Annotated in this window: 12 protein-coding genes and 1 pseudogene; 6 read left to right on the top strand and 7 right to left on the bottom strand. The window is 65.9% G+C overall.

Annotated elements, in window-relative coordinates; genetic code table 11:
* The coding region (locus ACTWP6_RS28680; RefSeq protein WP_443189464.1) for a transposase at positions 1–837 on the bottom strand (837 nt) is incomplete at its 3' end.
* Between the two features lie 100 nt (positions 838–937).
* Between ACTWP6_RS28680 and ACTWP6_RS28685 the strand changes: the two are divergent.
* Positions 938–1,231 (top strand): annotated as a pseudogene (locus tag ACTWP6_RS28685) (transposase); the annotation flags it as partial.
* Positions 1,232–1,291: 60 nt separating this feature from the next.
* Entirely contained in the window at positions 1,292–2,164 is an 873-nt protein-coding gene (locus tag ACTWP6_RS28690; RefSeq protein WP_260751303.1) for an SDR family oxidoreductase, read from the top strand.
* Positions 2,165–2,168: 4 nt separating this feature from the next.
* Here ACTWP6_RS28690 and ACTWP6_RS28695 read toward each other — a convergent pair whose 3' ends face one another.
* From ACTWP6_RS28695 to ACTWP6_RS28710, 4 genes are read right to left on the bottom strand one after another with little or no spacing between them, the layout of a single operon-like run.
* Positions 2,169–3,335, bottom strand: a complete 1,167-nt coding sequence (locus tag ACTWP6_RS28695) for an AAA family ATPase (protein WP_260751306.1) — start codon at positions 3,333–3,335, stop codon at positions 2,169–2,171.
* Positions 3,336–3,371: 36 nt separating this feature from the next.
* The gene (locus ACTWP6_RS28700; protein ID WP_260751307.1) at positions 3,372–4,088 is read right to left on the bottom strand and encodes a GAF domain-containing protein; all 717 of its coding nucleotides are present in this window, start codon (positions 4,086–4,088) and stop codon (positions 3,372–3,374) included.
* 28 nt (positions 4,089–4,116) lie between these two features.
* A complete protein-coding gene (locus ACTWP6_RS28705; RefSeq protein WP_260751309.1) occupies positions 4,117–5,181 on the bottom strand; it encodes a DNA polymerase IV in 1,065 nt (354 codons plus the stop codon).
* Positions 5,178–5,795, bottom strand: coding sequence for a TetR/AcrR family transcriptional regulator (locus ACTWP6_RS28710; RefSeq protein WP_396884278.1), 618 nt, complete (start codon positions 5,793–5,795; stop codon positions 5,178–5,180). The genes ACTWP6_RS28705 and ACTWP6_RS28710 overlap by 4 nt, the downstream gene beginning before the upstream one ends.
* An 86-nt stretch (positions 5,796–5,881) precedes the next feature.
* Here ACTWP6_RS28710 and ACTWP6_RS28715 point away from each other — a divergent pair, with 86 nt between their 5' ends.
* Positions 5,882–6,433 (top strand): NAD(P)H-dependent oxidoreductase, encoded by a 552-nt coding sequence (locus ACTWP6_RS28715; protein WP_260751310.1) that lies wholly within the window; start codon positions 5,882–5,884, stop codon positions 6,431–6,433.
* A gap of 74 nt (positions 6,434–6,507) precedes the next feature.
* Here ACTWP6_RS28715 and ACTWP6_RS28720 read toward each other — a convergent pair whose 3' ends face one another.
* Positions 6,508–8,265, bottom strand: coding sequence for a PE-PPE domain-containing protein (locus tag ACTWP6_RS28720; protein ID WP_443189465.1), 1,758 nt, complete (start codon positions 8,263–8,265; stop codon positions 6,508–6,510).
* Positions 8,266–9,045: 780 nt separating this feature from the next.
* Between ACTWP6_RS28720 and ACTWP6_RS28725 the strand changes: the two genes are divergently transcribed.
* The 3 genes from ACTWP6_RS28725 (at position 9,046) to nrdE (ending at position 11,983) form a co-directional block, all read left to right on the top strand.
* Positions 9,046–9,300, top strand: coding sequence for a redoxin NrdH (locus tag ACTWP6_RS28725; protein WP_260751315.1), 255 nt, complete (start codon positions 9,046–9,048; stop codon positions 9,298–9,300).
* Positions 9,301–9,377: 77 nt separating this feature from the next.
* On the top strand, positions 9,378–9,848 hold the full coding sequence (gene nrdI / locus ACTWP6_RS28730) for a class Ib ribonucleoside-diphosphate reductase assembly flavoprotein NrdI (protein ID WP_260751316.1): 471 nt from the start codon (positions 9,378–9,380) through the stop codon (positions 9,846–9,848).
* Positions 9,815–11,983, top strand: coding sequence for a class 1b ribonucleoside-diphosphate reductase subunit alpha (gene nrdE / locus ACTWP6_RS28735; RefSeq protein ID WP_260751317.1), 2,169 nt, complete (start codon positions 9,815–9,817; stop codon positions 11,981–11,983). Before nrdI ends, nrdE begins: the two co-directional genes overlap by 34 nt.
* Positions 11,984–12,293: 310 nt before the next feature.
* Here nrdE and ACTWP6_RS28740 read toward each other — a convergent pair.
* A partial coding sequence (locus tag ACTWP6_RS28740) for an integrase core domain-containing protein (protein ID WP_443187416.1) occupies positions 12,294–12,496 on the bottom strand: 203 nt, incomplete at its 5' end.

Consider the following 12,496-nt stretch of genomic DNA (forward strand, 5'->3'; position numbering starts at 1 on the left):
GCCGCGGCGGCCGTGCAGTTGCCGGGTGATCCGTTGACGGACCTGGGTGACCATGAGGTTGGCGAGGGCGACGAGATGCCACTTGTCGACTGCGATCCGCGCGTCCGGCAGGGCGGTGCGGATCCCGCCCGCGTACGGCGCGGACTGGTCGATCACGACCAGGTCGATGCCGGCCCGGAACGCGGGTGTCTGCAGCGCGAGCCAGTCGATCACGCACGCCCCGGAGCGTCCCGGGGTCAGCCCGAGAAGGTGCCCGGGCAGGGTGGGGTCGGCGTTGACGAACGAGGTCATCCACGGGTTCGACCGTGTCCAGCCGGCCTCTTCGAGCACCCAGCGCACCGACCGGGCGCGGGTCTCGTCGATGCCGAGCACGCGGGTGGGTTCCGGCTCGGGCAGCCACTGGTTGGCCAGTGCGATGAGCGCCCGGTGCGCGGTCGACCACGCCACCTGGTACTCGCTAGCGACCTCGCTGACGGCGCGGTTGCCCGACGCGATCGCCGAACCGATCTTCTCTCGTAGCCGGGTCGTGAGCCGCGACCGTGCCGGCACAGCGCGGGACTGCTGCGTGAATGTCGCTGTCCCACAGGCCGGTTCGCGGCACACCAAGCGCCGTTTGAGCCACCACAGATCGGTTCTTTGGCCGGAGGCAGGCAAGTCCTTGACTCGAACCAGTGGCCGCTCCTTGATCCTTGAGGTGAGCACCCCGCACTCGGGGCAGGCGCCCTCCGGGTCGATGACCTCGATGACGACACGCACCGTGTCGGCATCGATTCGTTCGAGCTGCAGGACGGTGAACTCGTCCTCCAGCCCGAGCAGCACTGACGTACCCTCGTTCATGCTCGTGGCCTCGCTGTTGTCGCGTTGTGAGAGACCAACAGCATGTCGGGGCCACGAGCCCCATCAACTACCGGGCACCCCGCTCAAGCGCGAAGAGCCCGATAAGGCGTACTCCCATGACTCGACCCGAGCCCGACTGCGCCAGCTCAAAATCGCCCACACCATTCCCGAGCGCAGCGACCAGATCGCCCGCCGAAAGAGCCGGGGAAGCAAAGGCGGACGGCCACCGGCGTTCTCCGGGCGAATCTATAAGCACCGCAACACCGTCGAGCGATCCTTCAACCGCTTCAAGCACTGGCGAGGTATCGCCACCCGATACGACAAATACGCGCTGAGCTACCTCGGGGGCGTCACCCTAGCTGCGATCATCATCTATCACCGCGTCCGCAATTAACAGACACTACCTAACCCCGCCGCGGCGGTCGGCGACGCTTCCGCCGTAGTGTCGTTCCCCATGGCCAAGGGGAACAGAATCGACGGGTTCGCCGGCAAGCGGTGTCTGATCACCGGCGCCGCCAGCGGGATCGGGCGTGCGACCGCACTCAGGCTGGCTGCCCACGGCGCTGAGCTGTTCCTGACCGACCGGGACGCCGACAAGCTGGAGCTGACCGTCGCCGACGCCCGCGCGCTGGGGGGTGTCGTCTCGGCGCACCGCGCCTTGGACATCTCCGACCACGACGCGGTGGCGGCCTTCGGCGCCGACGTCCACGCCGCGCATCCGGCGATGGACGTCGTCATGAACATCGCCGGGATCTCGGCCTGGGGCACCGTGGACAAGCTGACCCATCGCGACTGGAAGTCGATGGTGGACGTCAACCTCATGGGTCCGATACATGTCATCGAGACCTTCGTGCCCCCGATGGTCCAGGCCCGCCGCGGCGGCCACCTGGTCAACGTGTCCTCGGCCGCCGGCATCGTGGCGCTGCCCTGGCATGCGGCATATAGCGCGAGCAAGTACGGGCTGCGGGGCTTGTCCGAGGTGTTGCGATTCGACCTCGCGCGGCACCGCATCGGGGTGTCGGTGGTGGTGCCGGGCGCGGTGCGGACCCCACTGGTGGATAGCGTGCACATCGCCGGCGTCGACCGCGACGACCCCAACGTCCAGAAGTGGACCGGTCGTTTCTCGGGGCACGCCGTGTCGCCGGAGGCGGCCGCGGAGACGATCCTCGACGGTGTGCTCAAGAACCGCTATCTGGTGTACACGTCCAACGACATCCGGGCGCTGTACCTGTTCAAGCGGACGATGTGGTGGCCCTACAGTCTCGCCATGAAGCAGGTGAACATCCTGTTCAGCCGGGCGCTGCGGCCGAAGGTCAAGCGCGGCTGACCTTTCAGCGGGTGCCCCATGCCCACGGTGGGGTGGTGAGCAGGCCCTGCTCGGCGACCTTGGTCTCGCCCCAGTCCTTGTAGAGCTCGATCTCCCAGGCGTCACCGTCCGATCCGATCGGCTCGGCGCCCAGGTGGTTGCGCAGCGCCGCGGAGTGCGTCACCACGATGACCTGCGTGCGCTCCGCAGCGGCCGCGATGAGATCGGCCAGCGGGCGCACCAGGTCGGGATGCAGTGAGGTCTCCGGCTCGTTGAGGACCATCAACGACGGCGGGTTGGGGCTGAGCAGTGCCGCCGCCCACAGCAGGAATCGCAGTGTGCCGTCGGAGATCTCGGCGCTGCGCAGTGGGCGCAGCATACCGCGCTGATGCAGGTTCAGGTCGAAGAGACCGTCGGTGACCGCGACCGACACCGTCGCGCCGTCGAACGCCTCGGCGACCGCGCGCGCGAGATCATCTGTGCCCGTCTCAAGGATCGTCTGGACCGCCGCGGCCAGGTCGGCGCCGTCGTCGGCGAGCACCGGCGTCCGGGTTCCCACCTGGGGCCGGCGCGCGGGAGCGCCACTGTCGGCGCGGAAGCCGTCGTAGAACCGCCAGTCCCGCAACCGTTCCCGGACACCCACCAACTCGGGCACCGCAGCGGCCCAATCGGCCAGCACGCTCCGATGAGCAGGAAGGTTGCGGGTGAGCGCGTCGAAACCCCGGCCGCTCTCGGCGGCCACCTCGACCAGACCACGCACGCGGCGCACCAGGGTGGCGGCCGGGCGGGCCACCGGTCCGGCGAACACCAACTCCCGCTTGACCTCCGGATCCCGGGTGAACGCCGTCCCGCCTGCCTGCGGCAGGCCCAGGTCGATCAGGTATCCGAAATCGTCTGATGCGTAACCCATCTCGATGGACACCGAGCGGGTGCGCGGGCCGCCCTGCGCGGTGCCGGTGCGCCGCGCGCCGCCCAGATGTTCCGGGCCCGCCCACATCGCCGATTCCACCCCGCCCTCGCGGGCGAACGACGCGATCACCTCGCCGCGGCCGCAGTCGGCGAGCAGATGCAGCGCGCGATACAACGACGACTTTCCGGTGCCGTTGGCGCCGGTGATGACGGTCAGCCGGCGCAGCGGCAGCACGAGTTCGCGCAGCGAGCGGTATCCGCGGATCGCGACAGTCCCGAGCATGCGTCCGAGCGTATTGCTACCGGCCGACGAGCCGATTCAGTCCGGGGGGATACCGAAGATCCGGGCGCGGATCATCACGACGAAATCCTCCAGCACTTGCAGGTGGCCCGACGTCCACCGGCGGGGATGAAGGTCCCACGCGCTCAACGTGCCGATCGTGTGGCCGTGGGCATCGGTCAACGGGAAACCCGCGTAGGCGACCACCAAGCCCTCACGCACCGCGTTGTGGTCGCTCAGGAGCGGTTCCTGCCGCGCGTCCTCCACGACGAGCGGTCTGCCGGAGATGACGATCTCGCGGCCCAGGGAGCCTTCCACGGATCCTTTCCGGGTGACCGCCAGGTCGCCGGTGAGGCCGATCGCGCTGCACATGTACTGGGTGTCCCGATCGACCAGGGTCACTGCGGCGCACGGCACCGCCAACGCCGCGACCACCATCTCGACCACCCGGTCCAGGCTCCGCGCGCGTTCGGCGTTCAGCATCCCGGTCTCATAGAGCGCATCCAGCCGTTCCGGGTCGGACATCACCGACCCGGCGGCCGCGTCGTCGATCCGATCAGGGGGCTGCAGACCGGACTCGCGGATGCGGATGAGCAGTTCGTGCAGGCCCTGGTCGCCGCGCCTGGCCCGTTCGACGGCCATCCGGGCGGCGACCGCCCGGCTGACGAACACGCCGACGCTCTCGCCGGCCTCGGTCGCCTCCCGGGAGAGTGCGTCGCTCATCCACTCGTCGAACCCCGGCACCGTGAACTGCATGGGCGCCACCGTATCGCGGGGGCGGAGTTCACTTCCCCGAATCGGGCATGACCAGCTCCAGGCGCACGCCGAGCAGCCGCACCGGACGGTCGAGATCGAACTGCTCGAGGAGCTCGAGCGCGGTGGCTACCACGGGATCACGGTCGGTGGTCGGCGCGGCGAGCTTGCGGATCTTGGTGCGGGTGTAGAAGGTGCTGGTGCGCACGGTGACCGCCACGCGGGTGACGATGCGCTGCTGCTCGACGACCTCGGCCAGCGTGCGCTGCGCCAGATCCACGACGGCCGCGGCCATCTCGTCGCGCTCGGCGATGTCACGCGCAAAGGTGACGATGTGACTGCGCGAGCGCGGCACCCACGGTTCGGCGCTGACGGTGGAGTCACCGCCGCCCTTGGCCAGCAGCAGGATCCACAGACCGGTCGTAGGACCGAACGTGGCGGTGAGCTCCGCCGGGTCGGTGCGCGCCAGCTCAGCCACCGTCGAGATATCCATAGCCGCAAGCTTTCTCGCGGTCTTGGGGCCTACCCCCCACAGCGCGTCGACCGGACGGTCACCCATGGTGAGCATCCAGTTGTCGTCGGTGAGGGCGTGCACACCCGCGGGCTTACCGAAACCGGTGGCCACCTTGGCGCGCTGCTTGTTGTCGCTGATGCCCACCGAGCACGACAAGCCCGTCTCGGTCGAGATCACCCGCTGGATCCGGTGGGCCAGGGCGACGGGGTCGTCCACCTGCGCTCCGAGGTAGGCCTCGTCCCAGCCCCACACCTCCACGGGGTGGCCGAGGTCGCGCAGCAGGTTCATCACTTGTTCGGAGGCCGCGTTGTAGGCGTCCGGGTCGGAGGGCAGGAACGTGGCGTCGGGACACCGGCGGGCCGCGGAGCGCAACGGCATCCCGGCGTGCACACCGAATTCGCGCGCTTCATAGGACGCGCAGGTGACCACTTTGCGCGGTTCGGTGGGGTCGCCGCTGCCGCCGACGATCACCGGCAGCCCGACGAGCTCGGGATGTCGGCGCAGCTCGACTGAGGCGAGGAACTGGTCGAGGTCGACGTGCAGGATCCACTGCCTGCCGGCGGTGGTCCCGGATGCGGTCACGAGCCGCAGAGTTTGCGCGCCACGGTCTCCCACGCATCCCCGAGTTCGTCGAGGGTGCGGTGCCGGTCGTGGATCTGGTGGTGCACGTAGTCGGCGTCGAGCAGTGCCAGCAGTGCGCTGGCCTGGGCGTCGAGGTCGCCTGTGGTTCCGGCGGATTCGAGAAGATGGCGGATATGGCTGTGGTGCAGCGTCATCGGCGCGTTGAACCGCATCTGAGGATCGCGGCTGACGTCGGCGAGCAGCGCGTGGTGGGCGTCGACGAATTTGAGGCGCTCCCTGCCGTAGGCCGTCAGGCGCTGCAGCGGGGGAGCCTGCGGTCCCAGCGGGGGCGGGCCGAACAGGAAGGCCTCCTGCTGGGCCTTCTCCGCTTCGTCGAGCAGGACGATCATCAGTCCCGCGCGGCTGCCGAACCGGCGGAAAAGGGTGCCTTTGCCCACTCCGGCGGCCGCGGCGATGTCGTCGGTGGTGACAGCCTCGGCGCCGTGTTCGTCGACCAGCCGACGCGCCGCGTCGATGAGCAGCGCCCGGTTGCGCGCCGCATCGCCTCGTTCGGACAGTCCCGGCCGGCTCACCGGCAGCGCCGGTGCGCCATTACGGTTCTCCGCCACGCTCACCTCGCAACTTTAACTCAGCCGGAATAGAACGGACTGTGGTCCGGTTGGTTGGTGCAAGGATCGAACAGACCAAGGAGAGGGCCGCGATGACCGAGGGCGCGAACAACACCGTACTGGTTCTGGTGGGCAGCTTGCGGGCTGCATCGGTGAACCGGCAACTGGCCGAACTGGCTGTGGAGAGCGCTCCCGACGGTGTGATGCTGGAATGGTTCGACCGACTCGGCGACCTGCCGTTCTACAACGAGGACATCGACAACGACGAGGTGGCCGAACCGGTGGCCGCTCTGCGCGCCGCCGCCGCCCGGGCCGATGCCGCGCTCGTGATCACCCCCGAATACAACGGCAGCATTCCGGGCGTGTTGAAGAACGCGATCGACTGGCTGTCACGCCCTTATGGCAACGGCGCGCTCAACGGCAAGCCGCTGGCGGTCGTCGGTGCGGCACTGGGGCAGTACGGCGGGGTGTGGGCGCACGACGAGACCAGGAAGTCGTTCGGCATCGCAGGCCCGCGCGTGGTCGAGGATCTCGACCTGTCGATCCCCACCAAGACGCTCGACGGCAAGCACCCGCGGGAGAACGCGGAGGTGGCGGGCCGCCTGCGCGACATCGTGGGCAAGCTGGTCGCCGAGATCGCCTGAACGGGTCGCGGGTCTCGCGTCGCGCGGTCCCGCAGGGCTGCCTTCCGTACCAGCTCACTAGGAACGCCTGCCGTTCAAGCGGCTCCCTTGTCTGACGAACCGGGTCGACTCGTCGGCGGCGTGGTGTCACCGCTGCCGTCTGGCGCCCCTCTTTCCGCGCAGTCGCTCGATGTTCTCAAGCCGGGATCGGCAGCGTGCGATGACGTGGCTGACGACGGGGTATCGAACGTGAAGGATGTCGGTATCCGTTTCAACTTGCTTGTGAATGCCTCCCGTAACGCCGATTCAGCGGTCAGATCTGGGGTCTCGTCAGCGGCGGCGTCGTCAGTGGTGCCGCCAGCGGTGACGTGGTCAATGGCATTGGCGTCGGGTAAGGGCGCGTCAGTCGCCGACAGGAGTTCGTCCGTCGCGGTGACTTCTTGAGTCTCGATGGACCCGTCGTCCAATCCGACAGTTGCTACCAGCGGCGTCTCCGACGGTTGTCCGTCTGACGAATTCCGCCCTTCCTGGACAGCGACTGTCGTTGCATCGCTCTGGGTCGGGTTCACGCTTCGGGAGGTGTTTGTGGCAACCGTGGACATGTGCTCGCCGCGCGAGTGCGCTGATGCCGCCACGGCGGGGTCGGAGACGGCATGCGGCGCGTCGCCGGTGTGCGCCGCTTCGGTCTCGGCTGCGTTGATGTTCACATCGTCACGGTCTGTCGAGGTGGCCGGCGCGGACGTCTTCACCACCGGCGGCAGGCCCAGGAGGGCCGCCGCATTGTTGATGCCCTCTCCTACCGCGTTGACGAGGTCGACGATGAGCTTGACCGGGTCGAACTTCGGGATCAACCGCGCCGGGGTGGGGTCCCAGGGCGGGATGGTGCGGTCATAGCCGAGTTCGACAAGCACCCGGAAGAACGGCTCCACCACATCGATCAGTGGCTCTGGCACACCCAGCGTGCGCAGCGGACCGAACAGCGGCAGATCCGGATTCTCGAAGACGTAGTAGCTGGTGTCGCCGTGTGTGCCTCGGAAGGCAGGAGACTTCGTCGGCTCCTGGGCGGGCAGGCTGACGTCGAAGATGTGTGTGTGCACGTAGAGGACGCCCAGAATGGCATTCAGGTCGGCGAGCAGATTGAGGGGATACAACGGGAAATCGGTGAATCCGTCGTACTGCCGGGCGATCTCGATCGTGTCGAACGGGGTGTCGGTTGCGGCGGGGCCGTTGAGGAGAAGATCCAGGACCGGAATGTAGAGGCCGGGAAAGCGGGAGGCCAAGCCGCCGTTGGGCAGATTGGGGTCACCGCTGAGCACGAAGTCGATGTCGGGGATGTGGTCTTCGGTCCCGCCCGGATACTGTTCGGCCAGCCTGCGCTTCACTACGTTCGCGACCCCGGCGCCCTGCGAGACGCCGTAGACGACCCGGTGGTCGTTGTCGTTGGCCGCGATCGCCGCCTCCAGGCTGTCCGCACCTTTCTGCAGTGATTGATTGGCGGTCAGGTCGAAGAGTCCGGACAGTTTCCACCACGGTTCGTCCGGCCACGCCGGCCCACCGGGGCCGAACAGTCGCTCGTCACCCAGCGCGAGTCCGATGAGACGCATGAGCCCGGTGATGGGCCAGAACTCTTCGGGCGTGGTCACCTTGACGTAGTCGATGTCGCCCGGATGGGTCGGGGCGATGTACTGGTCCTTGACGATGTCGACGACGGTGTCGTCCGGCGTGGGGCAGGTGGTGCCACACATGATCAGCGCGGTGGTGTCGGCGGACATGTCGACGGCGGGTGGGCTTGTCAACGGCGGCCCCAGCGGGGCTGTGGCCACCACCAGCATCGCGCTTGCGATGGTCGCCATCCTTCGTGCGAAGGAGCTGAGGCGACGACGCTGTCGTTGCCGGGCGGACACCGATGACCGAACCGGACATAGGTGCGTTTTGATTGTCATTTCCGCCCCGGCTCAGCTCAGGGCACGACCTCGACACCGGGTCGTACCGACACATACAAGATCGTCGCCTGCGGCGGAGCAGAACCCCTCAGTAGTCAGGTACCTATAACTGTCGGATCCGCAGGTAACTGTCGGATCCGCAGGCTCGAAGGTGGCTGGGGTACGCCCGCCCGGGCGCCGCGCGATCGTGTCCCGCCCGGGGATCGGGTGGTGCCGAGCGGGTGCACGAACACGCGCACGGTGGCGCGCTGTCTGACATGCGTTTCTCGATGTTTGCTGGCAGCGTGTGGCCGTCTTGGCACTGGCGCAGGGATGTCGGTGGGTGCTGATAGATAGGTGTGTCATGGCATCCTTTGCGCCGCGACACGCCGGTGTGACATGCGACACGCCGGTCCGTGCGCCTCCGAAGTGCTTACGACCTGGGAATTTCAGAAATGTCATTCAGAACATCTTGTATCCCTTCTGAATGTCGGCCACTAGGTGTAGTGTTTCGAACACCGACGGACCCCCAAGATGTGGGGTCGGCCGGAGCCAGAAGTGCCGGCGCCGTCGGGTCCCCGATACACCAGCACTCGGCCCGGACGGCCTGGAATTTTAGGCGCCGTCGGACCGCTGATAACAGCGAGAAGCACCACCGAAGCAGTTGCCAGCCCGTTTTGCCCCACCTTGGCGTTAGGAGCCGTACCGCAGATGACTCAGCCAGCACCCGTCACCGTGTACACCAAGCCGGCCTGCGTGCAGTGCAACGCCACCTACAAGGCCCTGGACAAGGCGGGCATCGCCTACGACGTCGTCGACATCAGCCTGGACAACGAGGCCCGCGACTACGTGATGGCCCTGGGCTACCTGCAGGCACCGGTTGTGGTCGCGGGCAACGACCACTGGTCGGGCTTCCGTCCCGACCGGATCAAGGCGCTGGCAGGCGCCGTCAGCGCAACGGCATGACGGGGGTGGCCACCGGCCACCACTGAGCAGTACGCGGGTAATCGGGATCGGACAGACCGGAAGCGGAGGGGGCCAGCATGAGCAATCTCGTCTACTTCTCCAGCGTCTCGGAGAACACGCACCGCTTCGTTCAGAAGCTGGAGATTCCGGCCACCCGGATTCCGATCCACGGGCGCATCGAGGACCCCGAGGTCGTCCGAGAGCCCTACGTGCTGGTGCTGCCCACCTACGGTGGCGGGCACGCCATTGGTCCCGATCCCGATCGCGGGGGCTACGTGCCCAAGCAGGTGATCGCCTTCCTCAACAACGAACACAACCGGTCGTTGATCCGCGGCGTCATCGCCGCGGGCAACACCAACTTCGGCGCCGAATTCGGATACGCGGGGGTTGTCGTCTCCCGTAAGTGTGGCGTCCCTTTCCTGTACCGATTCGAACTCATGGGAACCACGGACGACGTGTTCGCCGTCCGTGCGGGCCTGAGTGATTTTTGGGCCGACGCCCGGAAGGACCAGACGTGTCACCAACCGTCACAGCTGCAGAACCTGTAACCACCGGCGCGCACGCGCTTCCGGGGGAGACGGATTACCACGCGCTCAACGCGATGCTGAATCTCTACGACGCCGACGGCAAGATTCAGTTCGACAAGGACGTGCAGGCGGCGCGCGAGTATTTCTTGCAGCACGTCAACCAGAACACGGTGTTCTTCCACAGTCAGGATGAGAAGCTCGACTACCTGATCGAGAAGGAGTACTACGAGCGCGAGGTGCTCGACCAGTACTCGCGCAACTTCGTCAAGGAATTGCTGGATCGCGCGTACGCCAAGAAGTTCCGGTTCCCGACGTTCGTCGGCGCGTTCAAGTACTACACGTCCTACACGCTCAAGACCTTCGACGGGAAGCGCTACCTGGAGCGCTTCGAGGACCGCGTGGTGATGGTGGCGCTGACCCTGGCCGCCGGCGACACCACGCTGGCCGAGAAGCTCGTCGACGAGATCATCGACGGCAGGTTCCAGCCGGCCACCCCGACATTCCTGAACTCGGGCAAGAAGCAGCGCGGCGAGCCGGTGAGCTGCTTCCTGCTGCGCATCGAGGACAACATGGAGTCGATCGGCCGCTCGATCAACTCGGCGCTGCAGCTGTCCAAGCGCGGTGGCGGAGTCGCGTTGCTGCTGACCAACATTCGCGAGCACGGCGCGCCGATCAAGAACATCGAGAACCAGAGCTCCGGCGTCATCCCGATCATGAAGCTGCTGGAGGACTCGTTCTCCTACGCCAACCAGCTCGGTGCCCGCCAGGGTGCCGGCGCGGTGTACCTGCATGCCCACCATCCCGACATCTACCGCTTCCTGGACACCAAGCGGGAGAACGCGGATGAGAAGATCCGGATCAAGACGCTGAGCCTGGGCGTGGTGATTCCCGACATCACCTTCGAGCTGGCCAAGAAGAACGAGGACATGTATCTGTTCTCGCCGTACGACGTCGAGCGGGTCTACGGCGTTCCGTTCGCCGACATCTCGGTCACCGAGAAGTATTACGAGATGGTCGACGACGCGCGGATCCGCAAGACCAAGATCAAGGCGCGCGAGTTCTTCCAGACCCTGGCCGAGCTGCAGTTCGAGTCGGGCTACCCGTACATCATGTTCGAGGACACGGTGAACCGGGCCAATCCCATCGCGGGCAAGATCACCCATTCGAACCTGTGCTCGGAGATCCTGCAGGTCTCGACGCCGTCGGAGTTCAACGACGACCTGTCCTACAAGAAGGTCGGCAAGGACATCTCCTGCAACCTCGGGTCGCTGAACATCGCCAAGGCGATGGACTCACCGGACTTCGCGCAGACCATCGAGGTCGCGATCCGGGCGCTGACCGCGGTGAGCGACCAAACCAGCATCACGTCGGTGCCCTCGATCGAGCAGGGCAACAATGACTCTCACGCGATCGGGCTGGGGCAGATGAACCTGCACGGCTATCTGGCGCGCGAGCGGATCTTCTACGGCTCCGACGAGGGCGTGGACTTCACCAACATCTACTTCTACACGGTGCTCTACCACGCGCTGCGCGCGTCGAATCGCATTGCGATCGAGCGGGGTACGGCGTTCAAGGGCTTCGAGAAATCCAAGTACGCGTCGGGGGAGTTCTTCGACAAGTACACCGATCACGTGTGGGAGCCCAAGACCGACAAGGTGCGTCAACTTTTCGCCGATGCCGGCATCCGCATCCCCGATCAGCAGGACTGGACGCGGCTCAAGGAGTCCGTACAGCAGCACGGCATCTACAACCAGAACCTGCAGGCCGTCCCCCCGACGGGCTCGATCTCCTACATCAACCATTCGACGAGCTCGATCCACCCGATCGCCAGCAAGGTCGAGATCCGCAAGGAAGGCAAGATCGGGCGGGTCTATTACCCGGCGCCCTACATGACCAACGACAACCTGGAGTACTACCAGGACGCGTACGAGATCGGCTACGAGAAGGTCATCGACACCTACGCCGCAGCCACCCAGCACGTCGACCAGGGATTGAGCCTGACGCTGTTCTTCAAGGACACCGCCACCACCCGCGACGTGAACAAGGCGCAGATCTACGCGTGGCGCAAGGGCATCAAGACGCTGTACTACATCCGGCTGCGCCAGATGGCCCTCGAAGGCACCGAGGTCGAGGGTTGCGTCAGCTGCATGCTGTAGGGCGATACGACTGAGACAAGTATTGGTGAAGGATGATCATGAGTGATCAAGGTGACAGTCCGCTGTTTATACTCGGCGTACCTGAACTGCGAAAGCGGCTCAAGCTGGCCGGCTTTCGCGGAAGCGTGCGGGCCCTGAGCGCCGTAGATGGGTTGCCTAACGCAGAAGCACTATGTGCGTACATTCGGTGTTCGAGAAGTGACGTCCACGAGGTATTCATCAACACGCGGGCGCTTTGCAGCCACCACCACCTAACTGTCGACGTATTGGACCTTGTAAATGTGGGGTTCCCCAGAAAAAGTGGACGCGGTTAGCTTGCTTCCAGGGTGACACTCATGGTGCGTTCGTAGCTAATTGGTGAGCGCTGACCGATCGCCGAGTGCCTGCGTTGATGATTGTAGAATCGCATCCAATTGTCAACTGCTGCAATCAATTCGACTTTCGTCGCGAAAGTGTGCCGGTAGTAGAACTCATGCTTGAACGTCGACCACAGCGATTCGGCACCGGCGTTAT

The organism is Mycobacterium sp. 4D054 (assembly GCF_052245755.1).
Classification (GTDB): Bacteria; Actinomycetota; Actinomycetes; order Mycobacteriales; family Mycobacteriaceae; genus Mycobacterium.